Origin of the sequence: Listeria monocytogenes, assembly GCF_041765605.1 — a bacterium.
GTDB classification, from domain to species: Bacteria; Bacillota; Bacilli; order Lactobacillales; family Listeriaceae; genus Listeria; species Listeria monocytogenes_D.
Window position 1 is genome coordinate 1,655,847 of sequence record NZ_CP168900.1, and the last position, 20,179, is coordinate 1,676,025.

Here is a 20,179-nt window from a genome sequence, read left to right on the forward strand (position 1 = left end):
TTATTTCACCACTTTATTTAGATTTTCAATGATTTCTTGCAGTTTTTGAATAAAAATTTTCGCTTCGGATAAACGATTTTCATACGATAAACTAACGCGTACAGCTCCTGTTGCTTCTTCGTCCGTCACACCCATCGCTTTTAATGTGCTGCTTGCTAGCTTCTGCTTAGAAGAACACGCACTAGTTGTGGAAATGTAAATATCTTCTTTTTCTAAAGCATGTACCAAAATTTCCCCACGATGCCCTTTTGCCGAAAAACAAACGATATGTGGAGCCGCGACACTTTGCTTTGTATGAACTGTCATATCAGGCATTTGCGCAATTTCCGTTAGTAAGTAATCGCGAATCTCGATTAATGCTTCTTTTCGTGGCTCATTTTCGAGCGTTAGTCGTAATGCTTTTGCAAGCGCAACATTCCCAGCTAAATTTTCTGTTCCACTGCGGTAGCCCATTTCCTGCCCACCACCAAGAATTTCTGAATGCAAATGCACATTTTTCCGTTTAAAAAGTATTCCGGTTCCACGTAGAGCATGAAATTTATGCCCTGAAAAAGTGAGCAAATCAATAGCATTCTCATTAAGCGCAAGTGGTATTTTTCCGATACCTTGAACGAAATCTACATGAAAGAAAGTATGTTCAAGCAATTTTAGCATTTCGCCAATTTCGTGCAGTGGTTGGATGCTTCCCACCTCATTGTTCACGCCCATAATAGACACTAAAATCGTTTCATCTGTGAGTGCAGCTTTCAATGCTTCCATCTTGATGACGCCGTTTTTATCTACTGGTAAATACGTGACAGTAAAACCTTCCTGCTCAAGTTCTTCCATTACCATACGAACAGAAGGATGCTCGATGCTAGAGGTAACAATATGTTTCCCGCGATTTTGGTAACTATAAACTAGCCCTTTAATCGCTAAATTATTCCCTTCTGTCCCACCGGATGTGAAAATAATTTCTTCTGGCAAAGCGCCCACCATCGTAGCAATTTGTTTTCTTGATGTATCAAGCAGTTCTTTTGATTTAGCGCCAAAACGGTGAAGCGAAGAAGGATTAGCAAAATAATTACTTGCTACCTTTGTATATGTTTCAAGTACGGCTGCATTTGGCTTTGTTGTCGCACTATTATCGAAATAAATCATAAAACCAATATTCTCCTCCCCAATATTCCACTCTCCATTTTATCATAATTCCAACACTTTCCAACTACTATTTTCATAAAAAAACAGGATTCCTATTATAATAGGAATCCTGTTTGTACTTTTTTATTCAATATCATCGACGCTTACTTTAGATGCATAGGCTTTCTCGACTTTTTTAAATGCGCCTGTTTCCACTTTTTCTAATGCAGTTACAGCAATTTCTAAGGCTTTTTTATACTGATAGTCATTATAGAAATGGTTCTCAGCTTGCACAAGCTCATCTGCGAGTTCTTTATTGCGCAAACGATAGCGGTTTGCATATTGGATAACATGTTCCACGAGTCGAACATTCTCCATCATTTCTTCCGCTTTTTCAGTTAAATGGATTAAATCTTCTTCTGCAATACGCCAATCTTGGCTCACTGCTTTCATGTTTAGCGGTTTTTCTTCTAAACGTTTCTCAAGTGTATCAATGGATTCACCCATATGCTCTCGAAGCGACAAATACTCTTCTGGAAGACCTGGCAAACGCTCTCGTTCCATTTTGCGATCCAGTGTAATAATTGCCCGACGCATCCGCTCTGCATCGTCACGTGCTTCTAGTTCGTCTTTACGCAAGGAACGTAATTCTTCAGCAAATTTGTCTTGTTCAGCACTAATTGTAATAAGTGCTGCATCAATTTCTTTCAGTGTATCTTGAGCTGCCGAGTAAGCAATCTCTCCACTAGCAATTAAAGTGGTCAATTGTTCAAAGTTTTCTTTGGCTTCACTTAATTTAGCGCTCGTTTTTAAATAAACTGCCAAATCATCTTCTGCAACATGATACGTTTGTTTTACTTCTGTAATTTGCTCAGCAAGCGCATCTGAAACGGCATTTTGGCGTTGTAATTTGTCAGAAGTTGGGCTATGATTTTCTTTCACGAAATGACGTGCTTCTGCTTCGTGCTCAAGCGTATCATAAAACAAATCGATTTCATTATGTAATTCTTCTACTCCTTGTTCCGCTTCATCTAAATCAAGATTAATTACATTTTTTTTCATTTTATCAATTTGATTTTTCATGCGAGAAATCTCTTTATCTAACTCCATTTGGGCTAAATAATAACCTTTTCGGACCATTTCTTCATAACCAGCACGAAGTTTATTCATTTCTTCTGGCAAAATAGTATCTGTTTCGTGCAATAAGGACGGAATTCGTTCCATTTGCGCCTCAATGACTTGCATTTCTTTTTGAACTACAATAACGATTTCGCGTGCTTCTAAATGATCACCTTGGTCCGTTAATGAATCATAGCTATTTAAGCTTTCTGACAGTTCATTTAGTTTTGCTTCTACATACGGTAACGTTTCTCCAAGCTTAAATCCTCTTGTTAAAACTTCTCGGCGTAACTCCGCAAATTTTTCTTTCGTGGCACGGCTTTCTTTCGCATTTTTTTCTTCACTAATAAGTAGTTCTTTCAGTCCACCAAGAATTTGATCCATTTGCTTTTCAATCACAACGAGCATTTGCTCAATATCATTTTCAGCGTTTGTCGCAGAACGGAATTTATAACGGTCCGTGTTCATCTCTGCTTCTAATAATACTTCTTCTAAATCAGGAAATAGTCTTGTTTCAATTTCATCCCATGAGGAACGCCATGATTCAAAAAGCGCTTCTGTTTGACCTGTTAGTTTTAATTTTTTCACTTTTGAAAGTTCATCAATAACCGGCCGCTCTCTGAGTTTAATCTTTTTCTCTTCTAACTCGTTTATTCTTTGGTAATGTTTTCTTTTTAATATGTAGCCTGCACCAATGACTGCAATAACTACGATAATAAAGCCGATTAACATGTAGTACATCCAAAATCCTCCCATCAACGTTAACTTGTGAAAGAAAAACAGCCACACTCAAGCTGCCCATACATCTTTTCAATTATGTACATCTTTCCATATGTAGTATATTTTATTCCTCATTTTCAGTTCATTATACACATCTTTTATTTTACCACGATTTCCCTAGAATTACTTGCGTTTAGCGAAAAAAATTTTGGAACAAGTAAAACCTACTCTATCACGAAACAAATTTCCCGAAATCCCTTGACGTTCATGCTATACTAAAGACAATATTTGAAAAGAAATGTGGGGATAAAAATGATTGAAATCCAAAAAATGACTGGATCAAAAGAAGAAAATTACGGGCTTGCGTTAAAACAAGTGCAAGCAATGATTCACTGCGAACCAAATTTAATTGCGAACTTAAGCAATGTTTCTTCTATATTAAATCAAGCACTATCTGATATTAATTGGGTTGGGTTTTATTTACTTGAAAAAGAAACAAATCAACTTGTACTTGGCCCATTCCAAGGTCTTCCTGCATGTATTCGCATTCCACTTGGCAAAGGTGTGTGCGGTTCTGCTGCCGCTGACCAAAAAACATATATAGTAGAAAATGTGCACGATTTCCCTGGTCATATCGCATGTGATGCGGCATCTAACTCCGAAATCGTTCTGCCAATTGTAAAAAATAATCAGTTGCTTGGCGTGCTTGATATTGATAGTCCCCTTTTTAATCGTTTTGATGAAGTGGATCAGTTGTGGCTAGAAAAAATCCGTGATGCAATCGTTCAAGAAATCAATTGACAAGCTACTAGTAACTATACTATACTGGAAGATGTGTAAAATGCAGCTTGAGTAAAATGAATGAGTGTGTTGTTTACCCCCAGATTTAATTCTGTGGTATATCGCGTAACCGGCGGCTGCTATGGTGATGGTATATGAAGGTAAACTGCCCTGATTTGGTTTTACGTCACGTTTGTTTTATACCAAAAACAAATAAAAGGAGGAGTCTCTTATGGCTCGTTATACAGGTCCAAGCTGGAAAGTTTCCCGTCGTTTAGGAATTTCACTTTCTGGAACAGGTAAAGAATTAGAGCGTCGTCCGTATGCTCCAGGTCAACACGGCCCAACTCAACGTAAAAAAATCTCAGAATATGGTTTGCAACAAGCTGAAAAGCAAAAATTGCGTCATATGTATGGATTAACTGAACGTCAATTCAAAAACACGTTCAACAAAGCTGGTAAATTACAAGGTAAACATGGTGAGAACTTCATGATCTTACTAGAACAACGCCTTGATAACATCGTTTACCGTCTTGGTCTTGCTCGCACTCGTCGTGCAGCTCGTCAATTAGTAAACCATGGCCACATCACTGTAGATGGCAAACGCGTAGATATCCCTTCTTACCAAGTATCTGTTGGTCAAGTGATCTCTGTTCGTGAAAAATCTGCTAAAAACTCTGCAATCGCTGAAAGCTTAGAAGTTTCAAGCTTCGTGCCTGAATACGTAACTTTCGATGCAGAAAAACTAACTGGTTCTCTTAACCGTCTACCAGAACGTTCTGAACTTGCTGCTGAAATCAACGAAGCATTTATCGTAGAATTCTACAGCCGTTAATTAGAGCTAAAAACCTTACAATACATAACTTCGGTTGTGGTTGTAAGGTTTTTTTATGCATAAAAAAGCACTCGTCTTTAAAAACGAGTGCTTTCCCTCTTATTTATAAGAAACTAAGAAGTATTTTTTCTTACCACGTCTTACAATCGTAAATTTATTTTCAATCCGGTCACTTGCATCCATGATTTTTTCCAAATCTTGCTGACGTTCACCGTTAATGTAAATAGCCCCGTTGCCTACATCTTCACGCGCTTGACGTTTGGAAGGTTCGATACCAAGTGTTACTAACCAATCGACCAAGTTTGCTTCCGAATCTTCTGCAACAAATGTCGGAACGTCTTTGAATCCTTGTTCAATTTCATCCGCCGTAAGTGCTTTTACATCACCACTAAATAGTGCTTTTGAAATTTTCAAAGCTTGTTCTAAAGCTTCTTCACTATGCACAAATTTGGTCATTTCTGCTGCTAATGTTTTTTGCGCAGCTCGTAAATGTGGTTCTGTTTCAACTTGTTTCGCTAACTCATCAATTTCAGCTTCCGTTAAGAACGTAAAGTATTTCAAGTATTTTACTACATCGCGATCATCCGTATTAATCCAGAATTGGTAAAATTCGTATGGCGTTGTTTTCTCTGGATTCAACCAAATCGCGCCACCTTCTGATTTCCCAAATTTCGTTCCATCAGCTTTTGTTAAAAGAGGAATTGTTAGACCGAAAGCTTTGGCATTTTCGCCTTGTTTTTTACGAATCAAGTCAAGTCCAGCAGTAATATTCCCCCACTGGTCACTACCACCAATTTGCAGGCGGCAATCATTAAATTCATATAAGTGATTAAAGTCCATCGCTTGTAAAATTTGGTAAGCAAATTCTGTAAATGAAATCCCCACTTCCAAACGACTAGCGACGATATCTTTCGAAAGCATCGTGTTCACATTGAATTCTTTTCCGTAATCACGTAAGAAATCAAGGATACTCACATCTTTTGTCCAATCATAGTTGTTCACCATGCTCGCTGCAGAATCACCTTCAAAATCAAAAATCTTTCCAAGTTGCACGCGCAAGCTTTCCACATTTTTGCTAATTTGTTCCATTGATTGTAACTTACGCTCTTCCTTTTTACCACTCGGGTCGCCAATAGTTCCTGTTGCTCCACCAACTAAAATAATCGGACGGTGCCCAGCATTTTGGAAGCGACGTAAAATCATGAATGGAATCAAGTGGCCGATGTGCATCGAATCTCCTGATGGATCAATCCCGCAGTATAAAGAAATTTGCTTTTCGTCCACCCATTTACGTAAACCTTCTTCATCAGTTTGTTGGTAAATAGCTCCGCGCCATTCTAATTCATCAATAATATTCATTTCCCATCATTCTCCTTTTATTTTTGGACATAAAAAACGCCCCTCCGCTAAAAAACTCTAGCGAAGGGACGTATTAATTAACGTGGTACCACCCTACTTTTAGGAATAAATCCTACTTCAAAAAATAACGGCTCAACACCGGCCGCGCCATTATCCTGCGCAACGTGACTCCGGGATGTAATTCGTCTACTTACCTCTACTAGTTTCCACCAACCACTAGCTCTCTAGGAATAAGAATAAGCAACTACTTCGTCCGTTCATAGTCATTTACGTTATGAAAAGTATACATACATTTATAACATACCGTCAAAAATGCTGTCAACTTATTTTTTTTCTTTAGTCGTTCCACGTAGTTTTTCACTATGTGGTAAAATAACCGTTTTTTCATCTACTTCTTCATTTGTCATTAATTTTGTTAGTAGACGCATAGCAACCGCACCGATATCGTATAAAGGTTGTACGATAGTCGAAAGTTGTGGCCGTGACATTAATGTTAGTTTTGTATTATTGCTTGTCATCACTTCTAAGTCTTCAGGAACTTTAATGCCAGCATCAAGCGCCGCATTCAAAATACCAATAGCTAGTTCGTCATCTGCAACTACAACTGCATTTGGTTTTTTAGCTAGGGCACTTAATTCTTCCCAAACTTTTACCCCTGCATTATAGTTATATTTCGCTTCGATAATGTAATCTTCTTGGTAAGCAATTCCCGCTTCTTCTAATGCTTCTTTGTAACCAGCTAATTTCATTTCACGATTGACTGGCTCGTTTAGAGAACCACTTACAAAAGCAATTTGCTTATGACCATTATCTACAAAACGTTTCACCGCTTCTTTAGTCGCTTGTTTGTAATCAATGTTGACGGAAGCGAATTTATTCTCCATATCAACGGCTCCAGCTAAAACTACTGGCGCTGGGGAACGATCAAATTCTTCTTGTAATTGTTCCGAAATACGTTCACCCATATAAATAATACCATCTACTTGTTTACCAAGAAGCGTATTTAACACTTGAAGTTCTTTATCTTCATTTTCGTCTGAATTACTAAGGATAATGTTGTATTTATACATTGTCGCAATATCTTCAATCCCACGTGCAAGTTCTGCATAAAACACGTTAGATATATCTGGAATAATAACACCAACTGTAGTTGTACGTTTGCTTGCTAGACCTCTAGCTACAGCATTAGGACGATAACCTAATTGATTAATTACATCTAATACTTTTTTTCTTGTTACTGGTTTAACATTCGGGTTGCCGTTCACTACCCGAGATACCGTTGCCATAGAAACGTTTGCTTCCCGCGCAACATCATAAATCGTTACATTCATCTCTATTCACTCTCCATATTCATTATTTTAATGGCTCTACCTACCATTGTAAACGTAAACAAATTAGCCTTCCTTTAATAATACGATAACTTTTTTCGATATGCAATTGTTTTTACTCTTTATTTTCATTTATTTTCATATCAAAACGGCATAGTTCTTCGCAAGAAAATGCCGATAGAATATTGGTTGTTTATGACAAAACAAAAAACCTTGGAATCCCAAGGTTTTTCGCTGTTACTTCATTTTATGTGGTACTAAATTACTTGCTAAAATTGCATTCCAGAATTCTTCAAATTCAGGAATATCCATTTGCTGTGCAGAATCTGATAACGCAACTGCTGGATCTGGATGAACTTCAGCCATGACACCGTCCGCTTCGATAGCTAAAGCTGCTTTTGCACATGGAAGTAATAAATCTTTTCGACCAGTAGAATGCGTTACGTCTACCATAACAGGTAAATGCGTTTCTTTTTTCAAAATTGGAACGGCAGAAATATCAAGCGTATTTCTTGTTGCTTTTTCATATGTGCGGATACCGCGTTCACATAAAATAATTTTGCCATTTCCTTGTGACATAATATATTCGGCAGCACCGATGAATTCTTCAATTGTAGCAGACAGTCCACGTTTTAATAAGATTGGTTTGTCTACACGACCAGCCGCTTTTAGTAATTCGAAGTTTTGCATGTTTCTTGCACCAATTTGAATAACATCAACATAATCAAGTGCAACTTCAATATCAGCTGGTGTAACGATTTCACTAATAACACCTAAACCGTATTCATCCGATACACGTTTTAAAATCTTGAGTCCTTCTAAACCTAATCCTTGGAAGTCATAAGGGCTAGTACGAGGTTTAAATGCACCACCACGAATAAGTTTTAAGCCTTTCGCTTTAATGGACTCAGCAACCGCAGCAACTTGTTCATAAGATTCCACGGAACATGGTCCGAAAACAAATACTGGTTCGCCATTCCCGATTGGCAACCCTTTTACTGTAACAATGGTGTCTTCTTTTTTGTTTTTTCTAGAAACGAGTAGCGCTTTAGAGTGATCATCCTCTTGAAGTTCTAATCCCGCTTTAAAAATTTCTTTAAACAATTTTTGAACCGTGCTATCTTCAAAAGGTCCTTCATTTGCTGCAAGAATCGTGTTAAGCATTTCTCTTTCACGTAATGGATCAAAACGAAGAGAACCTTGAGTTCCTTTGATTTTACCAATTTCTTGTACCAAATTAGCGCGTTTGCTAATTAATTCTAGCAAATCAATATTTAATTGATCCACCTGTGTTCTAAGTTCCTCTAAATTTGCATTAACCATTTAACTTCCACCCTTCTAAAAATCTGCTCCAAGAATATTTCTCATTATAGAGGAAAACAGATAATTTGTCACGAATCCGCTTTTATACTTAATCGCTTTTAAGCATTAAAGTGAATAATGTAAAACTAATGTTAACACGTTTTAAAACAAATTACAAGCAGATAATCTATTTTTCCCCAATAAAAAAACAGCCTCGTGAGGCTGTTTTTTGAACTTACTTTATTTTACTTCATTTTTAGCATCAGAAGCAATTTTTTTCGCTTCGTCTTTGCCTTCATCTACTGCTTTTTTTGCTTCTTTTTTTGCTTTATCTGCTGCTTTTTCTACATCGCCAGCAGCGTCTTTTGCTTCACTTTTTACAGTGTCTGCCGCTTTTTTAGCAGCTTCTTGGTTTTCTTCTTTATTTTGTGAAACCACTTCTTTGACTGCTTTGCTTTGTTTAGAAACAGTATCTGCTAATTTGCCGGATTTGTCTTTCACTACATCTACAAATCCACCAGCAGAATCAACTAATTTATCTTTTGTTCCTTTAGCTACACCACTAATTTCGATACCTTTTTCATAAGCAACGTCTTTCCATTGGTTGCCTTTTTCTTTAATTGTATCTACTTGTGTATTTAAGTCCTCACGTAGTTCTTTACCTGATTTAGGTGCAAATAGAAGTGCCGCGGCTGAACCAACGATTGCACCAATTAAACCACCGATTAGAAAATCTTTTGTATTAATACCATCTTTTTCTGCCATGTTAAATCCCTCCAAATTATATTAGAAATTAGATTGTTCTGCTGCTTCTTTTGCGGCTTCTTTCGCTGCTTTATTCGCTTTCATCTTTTCTCTAAAAGAAAGAATTGAATTGCTAATTGAGACAGCTTGAGAAATCTTCGCTTCGTTTTGTTCTACTTTGTTTGTTGCGAGTGTTGCTAGTTCGCGAACAGATTGACTTAATCCTAGTAAAGAAGTCCCAATGTCACCAACTGCATCAAAAACTGGATCCACTTTCGCAACTTTGCCATTTACATCTTCTAGAAGTGTATTGGTCTTATCAAGCAATTTTTGTGATTGTCCTGTAATCCCTTGTACTTCTACTGTTATTTTTTCTAACGATTTAGCTACCTCATCCATTGTTTGGGAAGTTGATTTTAATGTTTTTCCCAAGTAGATGGCAATAACTAAAAGCGCAATTGCGGCAATAAGCGCTGCAATATACAAGATTACTATCATCTATCCACACCTCCATATTCCTTTTTCTATACCCTGAGTATTCCCCTCTAAAACTTTCTTCTCTAATGATCTATGTACAAAATACAAAAAAGAAAAGGTATTAGCTTCATTTTAGCAAGTAACTGCCGAAAAATAAACTAATAAGAAAGAAACCGGTTAATTTGTTGTAGAAGGTTGCTTTTGGCGTAATTTGGAGTAAAATAGATACAGGCTGCTTTTTGCCTATTTTTAGTTAAAATTTAGGGAGGTTACAAGATGAGAGATGCAAGAATCGAAAAATTAGCACATAATTTGATTAACTATTCCGTCAAACTTGGCGCTGGGGAAAAAGTATTAATTGAAAACTTCGGTGTTCAAAAAGAATTAGTGATGGCTTTAGTGGAAGAAGCTTACAAAGCTGGCGGTTTCCCGTTCGTTTCCTTAAAAGAACCACAAATTGACCGCGCGATGATGCTCGGAGCTGATAGTTCCCAATATGCAAAAATTGCTGAATTCGAAGGCAACGTAATGAAAGAAATGGATGCTTACATAGGTTTACGTGCTGGCGATAATATCAATGAAACATCTGATGTGCCAGCAGATAAATTGAAAATCCACGGAGAAACAGTTGGCAAAATGCACTCTGATATTCGTGTAAAACAAACGAAATGGGTTGTACTTCGCTATCCAAGTTCCTCCATGGCGCAACTTGCCAAAATGAGCACTGCTGGTTTTGAAGATTTCTACTTTGACGTGTGTAACTTAGATTATGGAAAAATGAGTGACGCAATGGACGGCTTAGTAGAACTAATGAATAAAACAGATAAAGTACACTTAGTTGGACCAGGAACTGATTTAACCTTTAGTATTAAAGATATTCCAGCAATTAAATGTGCTGGTGAAATGAATATTCCAGACGGTGAAGTATTTACTGCACCAGTTCGTGATTCTATCAATGGAACACTTACTTACAACACACCATCCCCATACCAAGGCTTTACGTTTGAAAATGTATCTTTCACGTTTAAGGATGGAAAAATTATCGAAGCAACTGCGAATGATACAGCTCGTATTAACAAAGTCTTAGATACAGATGAAGGCGCGCGCTTCGTTGGTGAATTCGCTATTGGGGTTAACCCGTTCATCCACGAACCAATGCAGGATATTCTGTTTGACGAAAAAATTGAAGGTAGTTTCCACTTTACGCCTGGTCAATGTTATGACGAAGCATTTAATGGCAACCAATCTGCTATTCACTGGGATTTAGTTAACATTCAACGTGCCGATTACGGCGGTGGCGAAATTTACTTTGATGATGTTCTCATTCGTAAAGATGGTATTTTCGTCCTTCCAGAATTAGAAGCACTTAATCCAGAAAACTTAGTATAAAAAAGACGCTTAGGATTAATTCCTAAGCGTTTTTTTATTTTAAACAATTGTTTTTTCACCGGGTTGCCAATTGATTGGGCAAAGTCCACCTGTTTGAAGCGCTTGTAGAACTCTTAAAACTTCATCGACTTCACGACCAATATTATTATGGTGTACCACTTCGTACTGGATTTCACCTTTGGGATTGATAATGAAAAGACCACGTAGCGCAACGCCTTCTTCCTCAATCAATACACCGTAATCACTAGCTACTTGATGATTCGTATCCGCAGCAAGTGGGTAGTTTAATTTACCAATTCCACCTTCTTTAATTGGTGTGTTCGTCCATGCAAGATGCGAATGAATCGTATCTGTAGAAGCGCCAATTATGCGTGCATTTAATGCATCAAATTCATCTGACCGAGCGGAAATAGCAACAATTTCTGTCGGACAAACAAATGTAAAGTCCATTGGATAGAAAAAGAGAATCGTCCATTTATCGTCTTCTATATTTTTTTCTAGACTTACTTTCCCAAAAGTCTGATTTGGCATAACAGCTTCCATTTCAAATCTTGGAGCTTGCGTGCCTACTAAACGGTCTGCCACTTTTATCCCTCCATTAATTATGTAGTTGTATTTTGTATCACATGATATATTTTAATACACCAAATAAATACTGTAAAGCTTTATTTATACTAATTATAAATAAGAAAAAAGCACGCCAACGAATCGGCATGCTTTATTTAGTTATTAATTAATCGCGCTTTTTTTCAAATCAGCTTCTGTCAAAACTTCATGATCAAGTACTTTTTCATAAGCGGCTTGGAATTTTTGAACGTCCCCTGCTCCCATGAATAAAATAACAGCTTCTGGGTATTTCAAAAGTTCTTCTGTATGCTCTTCTTTGATAATGTGGTTTCCTTTTGTTTTGTGCGCTAAATCAGCAATCGTTAAATTCCCTGTTTTTTCACGCGCGGAACCAAAGATATCACAAAGATACACTTCATCCGCTAAATTCAAGCTGTCCGCAAAACCTTGTAAAAATGTGCGAGTTCGCGTAAATGTATGCGGCTGAAAAACAGCAACTACTTTTTTGTCAGGATATTTTTGTCTTGCAGCATTTACTGTAGCACGGATTTCTGATGGATGGTGCGCATAATCGTCTACCAACACTTGATTTGCTTTTTCTGTAATGCTAAATCTTCTTTTGACACCTTCGAAAGTTTTTAATTCCTTTTTCACATCTTCTACTGGTAGACCTTCATAATCACAAAGTGCAATTACACTTAAGGCATTTAATACATTATGGTCTCCGTAAGCCGGAATTTCAAACGAACCTAAGAACTCGCCGCGGTGATACACGTCGAATTTTGTTCCAGTTGTTTCTTTGATTACATTTTTTGCTTGGAATTCATTCTCTTCACCAAAACCAAAGTAAATAATCGGAATATCTAAGGAAAGCTTACGTAATTCAGCATCGTCCCCTAAGGCAAATACGGCTTTTTTCACTTGTTTCCCAAGTGTTTCGAACGCGTTAAATACATCATCCACGCTCTTGAAATAGTCTGGATGATCCCAATCAATATTCGTCATAATTGCATACGTTGGTTTATAAGCAAGGAAATGGCGTTGATATTCGCATGCTTCAAGCGCAAAATATTCCGCTCCTTTTGTCCCGCTTCCAGTACCGTCACCGATTAAATAAGAAGTTGGACGAATCGCACCAACAACATGCGAAAGTAAACCAGTTGTCGACGTTTTCCCGTGAGAACCAGTTATCGCAATACTTGTATAGCCATCGATTAGTTGACCTAAAAATTTATGATATCGAATCACCGGAAGCCCAAGCTCCAGTGCGCGCTCAATTTCTTCATGTGTATCTGGGAATGCATTCCCAGCGATAATTGTTAGGCCTTCTTGAATATTATCAGCCGAAAAAGTCATAATCGGAATTTGCTTTTCTTCTAAAGCTTTTTGTGTAAAGAAATACTTATCTACATCGCTACCTTGCACTTGAAAACCTTTATCATGCAGGATTTGAGCAAGTGCACTCATCCCTGACCCTTTTATTCCAACAAAATGATAGATAGTCATTATTTGAACCCCCATTAATTTATCTTGAAGAGGGTGCCTAAAAAAAACATGTTAACTGTTAAGCACCAAGTCTTAACTTTGAAAACAGTATAAAGTCTCCGTTTTCTAGACATCATCTTACGTTCTAATTGTGTTTTATGTTTGAATTCTAGTTGAGTCAATAATTCACCAGCTTATTATATCACTTTCCATGTAAATAGAAAAATCTTTCAGCGAATATAAGCGAAATTACTCATGAAAATAGCCATTATTTGTAAAACTAATTAAGTAATATGTTAGTTTAGTACTACAAAGTTAAGATTCTTTGTTTCGCAACTTAGCTAATTGGTCCTTTGTAATAATAACATCTCGCGGTTTGGAACCGTTTATCCCTGAAACAATTTGATGATTTTCAAGGGATTCCATTAATCTAGCCGCTCGGTTATAACCAATTCTAAAATGTCTTTGCAACAAGGATGTTGAGGCAGCATTTTGGCTTAAAACAAAGTCACACGCTTCTTCAAATAATTCATCGGTATTTTCTTTTGCCGTTTCTTTTACAAGTAATTCTTGTTCTTCAAAGATATAATCGGCCTCGCCTTGACTTCGAACATGTGCAACAACTGCATCAATCTCTTCATCACTAACGAACGTACCTTGTAAACGTACTGGCTTACTTGCACCACTAGGTAAGAAGAGCATGTCCCCTTTTCCAAGTAGTTTTTCTGCCCCACTTGCATCTAGGATTGTTCTAGAGTCGATTTGAGACGATACAGAGAACGAAACACGTGTCGGGATGTTCGCTTTAATAAGACCTGTAATGACGTCTACAGATGGGCGCTGTGTCGCTACAATCATATGAATACCACAAGCTCTTGCTTTTTGAGCAATACGGCTAATGGATTCTTCCACATCATTTGGTGCCACCATCATTAAATCAGCTAATTCATCAATCACAATTAAAATATAAGGTAGTTTTTCTCCTGTATGGTCTGGGTGACTAGCATATTCATTATATTTTTCCATATTTCTAACGCCTGTATGGCTAAACAATTGATAGCGGCGTTCCATTTCTTCTACTGCCCATTTTAAAGCGACCGTAGCAGCTTTGGCATCCGTAATAACTGGACTTACAAGATGCGGTATCCGGTTGTAAGGAGCTAACTCGACCATTTTCGGGTCAATCAAAAGTAATTTCAGTTGGTCTGGAGTTGCTTTATAAAGCAAGCTTACTAGCAATGAATTGATGCACACGCTTTTTCCTGATCCAGTAGCTCCGGCGATTAAACCATGGGGCATTTTTTGTAAATCAGTAATAATTGGCGTTCCCGAGATATCTAGCCCGAGTGCCGCTGTGAGCGGTGATGTAGATGACTGAAAAGCTTCCGTATTCATCAATTCAGAAAGCATTACGGGACGACTTGTCTGATTCGGAATTTCTATCCCTACTGTACTCTTACCAGGTATTGGCGCCTCAATCCGTATATCTTTCGCCGCTAAATTTAATTTAATATCATCCGTTAAATTAGTTATTTTGCTAACTTTAACGCCTTTTTCAGGTTGCACTTCAAATCTAGTTACTGCTGGACCTTGTGTACGGTTAACTACGCTAGCTTGTACGTTGAAATTTTCCAAGGTTTCATCTAGCATCTCTTGCTGCATTTGTAGCCATGAGTCGTCTTCACGTTTGGAGACTGGCGGGTGGAGCAAACTAAACGATGGAAATTCATAGTTCGTTGGGTAAGAGCCTGTCGTTACTTGCGCCTCCCGAACAGTATTCATTTGTTCTGCTTCTACCTCAACTGGTTGTTGCACATTTATTTCCTGTGCTTCTTCTTTTTGAAGCGCTTGTTTGTCTTTCTTTACCATCATGACATTAAATGGAATTCTGCTTTTAAGCAATTGCTCTTGTCTATTTGATTCTACTTGTTTGCTTCTAGTAGTTGTTTTCGTTTGCGCCGGCTCTTCCGTTATAAGGGAAACGCGTGCTGGTTCTTGCTGTTCTACTGGTTCTGGGGTTACTTCCGCTTCTGGTTGCTCCGTAACGACTTCTTCCGTCACCGGCACTGGCACAACCTCTTCCTCTATTTGGCGATTTAGCTCAGTGTCAAAAGCAATTGTTTCCGCTTCTGCTGAATCTAACAAATCTACTGGAGCAATAGTTAAATCTTCTTGTATTGTACTAAGTTCTTCTGCTTCTGTTACAGCAAACTCAAATTTACTTGGTCGTTTATTAAAGGCATAAACAGGCGAAGGTACATCCGTCGCTGTAAAAGGTCGTTTTCTTGTTTCCTCTTTTACTGGTTGCGTTTCTGCCACTTGTCTTTCTGTTATTGGTTGTTTTTTTGGTTGAATTGGTTGGCTTTTTTGTTTATCTGGAATTAACGGAAAACGAAATTCACCTTTTGGATACTGATAAACCATTTGTGTTTTCATTTGTCGTTTCACTGGTTGCATATGTTTTTGTTTTGGAGCTGTTTTGTAAGCAACTGGTCGTTCGTTCCTTATAGTACGTTCTTTCGTTTTAATTGCTGTTACATTTGATTTTGGCACTACTACTTCTGGCGCCTGCTGTTTCGTTTTCTTTTCTACTTTTCTTGAAGACGTATCTTCGTATGTATCTATTTCCTCGTCCATATCGCCAAAGAAAAAATCTTTAAACCATCCCATTCATTATCACCCTAAATTTAATTTTCTTGTTTGATTTTAACAGACAAAAACAAAATAATCTATGACAAAATTGTGAATTCGCCTTTTTTCGAGCCATATTCGTTATAATACCTTGGTAATAGAGGGTTTAAACGTGGTATAAGTTTTTGTTATAAAGGTGAAATTGATTCATTTTTGTGCAATCTATGTATATTTTGTATACAATTAACGAATTATAGTTCTACATTTAGGATGTTTTCACAATATCTAATAAATAGCAACTAAAAAAGCGCCCGATATAGCATCAGACGCTCAAAATTAAACATTTATTTAGAAATTAACAGGAAAAGCTTCTCCGATTGTAGCTGATTCTTCCAGAACCATAATCCCCTTTTCCGTAGGCGCATCAGGAATCGCCAACTCTCTCGCAGCACAAACCATGCCGAAAGAATCCTCGCCTCGCAAATTAGATGGTTTGATAATTAAACCACTTGGCATAACCGCACCAATTTTTGCGACAACTACTTTTTGACCAGCGTCAATGTTCGGGGCACCACATACAATTTGTAATACTTCATCCCCTACATTGATTTTACATACATTTAATTTATCTGCATTAGGATGCTTCTCTTTCGTTTCCACATAACCGATGACGAATTTAGGAGATAAATCAGCCACGATTTCCGGTTCGAATCCAGCTTTTTCAATTACTTGATTCATTTGCGCTACTAATTCCTCTGTCAAATCCACCTTGCCATTTGCAGTAATATTAAAATAGTTAGAGCTATTAAAGATGTTATATCCCGCCAACTCTTTTGTTTCACGATCAAAAATTCGCGCTACATCACCGCGACGTTCCCATTCACGATTTTCAAACGTTACTTCGCCTGTTTCAATTAGTAGAGTGTCCCCTACCCCTTTTTCATTATAAAATGCGTTTACTATCACGTTTTCTACTCCTTTAATCTGTTTTTTGCCATTATAAATATCGGTTCAAGTTTACCATTATTATAGACAAATGGCAAAGAGGTAATTGGTACGAGCCCGTCCGCGAAAAAGTCCATCGTCATATGCGCCAGAACATCGTATCCTGTATTATCTTGAATATCGCCAATGATTAAGACATCTTGATGTGGTACCGCAAGCACCATTTCCCCAGTTATCTTCTCGCGCATTTCGCGAAGGAACGCTTCATTCAACAATCTACTAGCATCGTAACCATCATTTGTCCGAACGAAATAAAAATCATTACCATTAACAGCATCTTTTTTTAGCGGAATAGCTAAATTCGCCAAATTCCTAAAAGCAGCTTCTCTAATTTCTTTATGCGTTAGTTGTGCTTTTTCAAGCATACCTTCTTCGATAAAACGATAAGATTTACCCAAGTCAAACGCATAAAAGATTTTTGTTTCCGCCGTGTGTTCATCCGTTAATAGCACTTCTCCCGCTTTCGTTTTACTAGGGAAAGAAGTCGCACGAACAACTGGATAAATGTTCGCTTGATTGTTTTTCAATTCCACATTTCCTGCCGCAGCTCGAAAACCTTCTTCGACATAATAAACAATCTTCTCCACTGCCGCATCCCCATCATTTTCATAATTCGCGACAATTTGCGGGATGGTTAGTGTTACTTTTTTGCCATTTTGCGTAACGGAAAGTGTGTCGTTGTCACGATTATATGCAAATTGTCGATTCGGTGCATCTAGTTCTTTTTCTAGTCGTGCTTTCATTTTTAATATCGTCATTTTTGCCATAAGTGCCTCCCCTTCCATAAAAAGCAGTCACTTTTTATATCGCAGCTAGAAAATCATTAATTTCTTCTTTTGTTTTTCTATCTTTACTTACAAAACGCCCCACTTCTTCACCGTCTTCAAACGCTAAAAAGCTAGGAATCCCAAAGATTGCTAAATCCGCACATAAATCAATAAATGCATCTCGGTCAACATGGTAAAAGGCAAAGTCCTCATTTTCCGCTTCGATTTCAGGCATTACTGGTTCGATGAATTTGCAGTCGCCACACCAATCAGCACTAAACATAAAAACGGATTTACCTTCTGATTTAATATCGTCAAATTGTTCTACTGATTCTAATTTCTTCATTTCCATACGCTCCTTCTAATCTCATACTAGTTAAATCCTACCGCCTAACAACACTTTCGTCCAGAATAACGCTCACGAAAAAAGTCTAGCCCCAACGAAGGAGCCAAACTTTTTTACCGTACTTTAGAGCGCGCTTTTTTCTTTTCTAAAAAATCGTGGAAATACCCGAAAAATAATGTCACGATTCCAGCAATCATAGTGGTCCATATCCAACCAAGCTCTGAATCACGAAAATAAGGTAAGTCCGTAACATAGCCTAGCAAGAATACTAAACTCGCCAACAAAAGGAACAACCCCACAACAATTACAGGTTTCTTCATTATTTTACGCATTGTTTTTAATTGTTTCGTAAGTCGTTTTATCCAAACCGCGAATAAGCGTTGTAATCATTTCTTTTGCAGCAGCGTAGTCATCCACATGCAAAATCGAGTTAGACGAGTGAATGTATCTAGCTGGAACACCTATTACCGCACTTGGAATACCACTAAGTGATGTATGCACTTTACCAGCATCCGTTCCCCCTCCTGGCGAAACAAAATATTGATAAGGAATTTTATTTGATTCCGCAGTATCAAGTAAAAATTCACGCATACCACGGTGCATAATCATTGTCCGGTCAAAAATACGCAGTAAGAAACCTTGACCAATTTGACCGAATTGCGATTTGTTACCAGTCGTATCATTTGCAGGGCTAGCATCTAACGCGAAGAATAAATCCGGTTTAATCATGTTCGCACTTACACCCGCACCGCGCAGACCGACTTCTTCTTGCACATTCGCCCCAGCAAAAAGTGTATTTGGCAACGATTCGCCTTTCAATTCTTTCATAAGTTCAATCGCAAGACCAACGCCATAACGATTATCCCATGCTTTCGCTAAAATTTTCTTCGGATTTGCAAGTGGCGTGAATTCAGCTACAGGGACAATGAATTGCCCGGGTTTGATACCGATTTTTTCCGCGTCCGCTTTATCATCCGCACCAATATCAATTAGCAAGTTTTTAGGATCCGTTGGTTTGCTACGCTCAGCCTCCGACAACAAATGCGGCGGAACAGAAGCAACCACCCCGATAACCGGACCGTTAGGCGCCATAATTTGCACACGTTGCGCTTGTAAAACTTGCGGATTCCAACCACCAATTGTTTGAAAACGTATTAGGCCATTTTCTGTAATTTGCGTTACCATAAAGCCAACTTCATCCATATGAGCCGCAACAAGGACGCGCGGACCACTTTCCGCTCCGTGGCGCACACCAAAAATACCACCTAAGCCGTCTTGGATAATTTCATCGGAAACTGGTTCAAGTTCTTTTCGCATAAAAGCACGAATTCTATGTTCATCACCCGAAGTCCCTTGAAGTTCCGTTAATTCTTTAAACATCGCTAACGTTTCTTTTTCCATTAATAATCATCTCTTTCCGTCTAAAATCTCTTTTATTATAGCAAATAATATCCGTTTCCGCTCGCTTCACTTCTCTCTTTTATAGAAAGCGTGTTCAAAAATCCTTTTATAATCAAAAATTTGTAGTATAATGATTAAAAGAGATGTTCGTAGTAGCATCTTTTAAAAAGAATAGGAAACACTAGGGAGGAAAAGCGATGAACTGGAAAGCTTTCATTGCAGGCGTTGGAGCAGGTGCAGCGGCTGGACACCTTGTTTATCATTATTTACTTAGCGATAAAACAATTTCTGGGGACGTCATCTTAGAAAAGGTAAAAGATGCATTCAAGCAAGAAGGACCAATTGAAGGTTCTTGGATTCAACTTAAAAAACAACATTACAAAAAATTCGCGATTGATACGTTTGTTTACCACGGCGGAATCACATGTATTCGTGAAGGCGAGAAGAAGCAATTCGAATTTATCGCAGACGCTAACACAGGAACAATCATTGATGTATATTTAGCATAAAAAATAAAACGACTACCCAACACGGGGAGTCGTTTTTTAACGGATAAAACTATCGATTTTCTTTTTAATTATCGTTTCATCTGTTTCACCTTGTTCAATTAACTCTTTCATTTGTTCCGTGTAGATTAACTTTGCCGCCGCATCCATCGCTTTTTTAACTGCCGCAATTTGTTGCATAATGGTTTCTAAATCACGCTCTTCTTCCGTCATCGTTTTTATAGAACGCACATGCCCTTCTATCTTAGCAAATCGGGTTACTAGCGCCTTCTTTTGGTCACTATCCATATATACCCCCT

The 20,179-nt window shown here is 37.9% G+C and carries 20 protein-coding genes and 1 other annotated feature; of the genes, 4 read left to right on the top strand and 16 right to left on the bottom strand.

The features are described from left to right. Positions 1-1,140, bottom strand: coding sequence for a cysteine desulfurase family protein (locus tag AB2Q86_RS08465; RefSeq protein WP_012581242.1), 1,140 nt, complete (start codon positions 1,138-1,140; stop codon positions 1-3). A 123-nt stretch (positions 1,141-1,263) separates the two neighbouring features. Beyond that, positions 1,264-2,979: a septation ring formation regulator EzrA gene (ezrA, locus tag AB2Q86_RS08470; protein ID WP_003736737.1), complete on the bottom strand. Its 1,716-nt coding sequence runs from the start codon at positions 2,977-2,979 to the stop codon at positions 1,264-1,266. Between the two features lie 291 nt (positions 2,980-3,270). Here ezrA and AB2Q86_RS08475 point away from each other — a divergent pair, with 291 nt between their 5' ends. Together AB2Q86_RS08475 and rpsD are read left to right on the top strand one after the other, a co-directional pair. Further along, complete coding sequence (locus tag AB2Q86_RS08475) at positions 3,271-3,759, top strand: GAF domain-containing protein (protein ID WP_012581241.1); 489 nt, start codon at positions 3,271-3,273, stop codon at positions 3,757-3,759. 211 nt (positions 3,760-3,970) lie between these two features. Then, entirely contained in the window at positions 3,971-4,573 is a 603-nt protein-coding gene (gene rpsD / locus AB2Q86_RS08480; RefSeq protein ID WP_003723325.1) for a 30S ribosomal protein S4, read from the top strand. A gap of 99 nt (positions 4,574-4,672) precedes the next feature. Here rpsD and tyrS read toward each other — a convergent pair whose 3' ends face one another. From tyrS to AB2Q86_RS08505, 5 genes are all read right to left on the bottom strand, one after another. After that, entirely contained in the window at positions 4,673-5,932 is a 1,260-nt protein-coding gene (gene tyrS / locus AB2Q86_RS08485) for a tyrosine--tRNA ligase (RefSeq protein ID WP_003729637.1), read from the bottom strand. A 61-nt stretch (positions 5,933-5,993) separates the two neighbouring features. After that, positions 5,994-6,202: a binding site (T-box leader), on the bottom strand. A gap of 53 nt (positions 6,203-6,255) precedes the next feature. Then, positions 6,256-7,263: a catabolite control protein A gene (gene ccpA / locus AB2Q86_RS08490; protein ID WP_003736740.1), complete on the bottom strand. Its 1,008-nt coding sequence runs from the start codon at positions 7,261-7,263 to the stop codon at positions 6,256-6,258. A 234-nt stretch (positions 7,264-7,497) separates the two neighbouring features. Further along, positions 7,498-8,583: a bifunctional 3-deoxy-7-phosphoheptulonate synthase/chorismate mutase gene (locus AB2Q86_RS08495; RefSeq protein ID WP_003729639.1), complete on the bottom strand. Its 1,086-nt coding sequence runs from the start codon at positions 8,581-8,583 to the stop codon at positions 7,498-7,500. A gap of 219 nt (positions 8,584-8,802) precedes the next feature. Further along, positions 8,803-9,327, bottom strand: a complete 525-nt coding sequence (locus AB2Q86_RS08500) for a YtxH domain-containing protein (protein WP_012581240.1) — start codon at positions 9,325-9,327, stop codon at positions 8,803-8,805. A 21-nt stretch (positions 9,328-9,348) separates the two neighbouring features. Then, positions 9,349-9,804 (bottom strand): DUF948 domain-containing protein, encoded by a 456-nt coding sequence (locus AB2Q86_RS08505; RefSeq protein WP_003723567.1) that lies wholly within the window; start codon positions 9,802-9,804, stop codon positions 9,349-9,351. A 255-nt stretch (positions 9,805-10,059) separates the two neighbouring features. Between AB2Q86_RS08505 and AB2Q86_RS08510 the strand changes: the two genes are divergently transcribed. Continuing rightward, positions 10,060-11,172: a M29 family aminopeptidase T gene (locus AB2Q86_RS08510; RefSeq protein ID WP_003729641.1), complete on the top strand. Its 1,113-nt coding sequence runs from the start codon at positions 10,060-10,062 to the stop codon at positions 11,170-11,172. Between the two features lie 39 nt (positions 11,173-11,211). Here the strand turns inward: AB2Q86_RS08510 and AB2Q86_RS08515 are convergent, their stop codons facing one another. From AB2Q86_RS08515 to AB2Q86_RS08550, 8 genes are all read right to left on the bottom strand, one after another. Next, positions 11,212-11,757 (bottom strand): peroxiredoxin, encoded by a 546-nt coding sequence (locus AB2Q86_RS08515; RefSeq protein WP_003729642.1) that lies wholly within the window; start codon positions 11,755-11,757, stop codon positions 11,212-11,214. A gap of 144 nt (positions 11,758-11,901) precedes the next feature. Continuing rightward, the gene (gene murC, locus AB2Q86_RS08520; RefSeq protein WP_003729643.1) at positions 11,902-13,245 is read right to left on the bottom strand and encodes a UDP-N-acetylmuramate--L-alanine ligase; all 1,344 of its coding nucleotides are present in this window, start codon (positions 13,243-13,245) and stop codon (positions 11,902-11,904) included. Positions 13,246-13,539: 294 nt separating this feature from the next. Continuing rightward, positions 13,540-15,894 carry a DNA translocase FtsK gene (locus AB2Q86_RS08525; RefSeq protein ID WP_012581239.1) on the bottom strand — a complete coding sequence of 785 codons (2,355 nt, stop codon included), beginning with the start codon at positions 15,892-15,894 and terminating at the stop codon, positions 13,540-13,542. A 309-nt stretch (positions 15,895-16,203) separates the two neighbouring features. Continuing rightward, complete coding sequence (gene ytpR, locus AB2Q86_RS08530; RefSeq protein ID WP_012581238.1) at positions 16,204-16,821, bottom strand: YtpR family tRNA-binding protein; 618 nt, start codon at positions 16,819-16,821, stop codon at positions 16,204-16,206. 5 nt (positions 16,822-16,826) lie between these two features. After that, on the bottom strand, positions 16,827-17,627 hold the full coding sequence (locus tag AB2Q86_RS08535; RefSeq protein WP_012581237.1) for a DUF1444 domain-containing protein: 801 nt from the start codon (positions 17,625-17,627) through the stop codon (positions 16,827-16,829). A gap of 34 nt (positions 17,628-17,661) precedes the next feature. Then, positions 17,662-17,973 carry a thioredoxin family protein gene (locus AB2Q86_RS08540; RefSeq protein ID WP_012581236.1) on the bottom strand — a complete coding sequence of 104 codons (312 nt, stop codon included), beginning with the start codon at positions 17,971-17,973 and terminating at the stop codon, positions 17,662-17,664. 113 nt (positions 17,974-18,086) lie between these two features. Then, the gene (locus tag AB2Q86_RS08545; protein WP_003729646.1) at positions 18,087-18,305 is read right to left on the bottom strand and encodes a hypothetical protein; all 219 of its coding nucleotides are present in this window, start codon (positions 18,303-18,305) and stop codon (positions 18,087-18,089) included. Further along, positions 18,298-19,374, bottom strand: a complete 1,077-nt coding sequence (locus AB2Q86_RS08550) for a M42 family metallopeptidase (RefSeq protein ID WP_012581234.1) — start codon at positions 19,372-19,374, stop codon at positions 18,298-18,300. The genes AB2Q86_RS08545 and AB2Q86_RS08550 overlap by 8 nt, the downstream gene beginning before the upstream one ends. Before the next feature lie 197 nt (positions 19,375-19,571). Between AB2Q86_RS08550 and AB2Q86_RS08555 the strand changes: the two genes are divergently transcribed. After that, positions 19,572-19,883, top strand: coding sequence for a PepSY domain-containing protein (locus AB2Q86_RS08555; protein ID WP_003723577.1), 312 nt, complete (start codon positions 19,572-19,574; stop codon positions 19,881-19,883). A gap of 36 nt (positions 19,884-19,919) precedes the next feature. Here AB2Q86_RS08555 and AB2Q86_RS08560 read toward each other — a convergent pair whose 3' ends face one another. Next, on the bottom strand, positions 19,920-20,168 hold the full coding sequence (locus AB2Q86_RS08560; protein ID WP_003736747.1) for a metal-sensitive transcriptional regulator: 249 nt from the start codon (positions 20,166-20,168) through the stop codon (positions 19,920-19,922). Between the last annotated feature and the right edge of the window lie 11 nt (positions 20,169-20,179).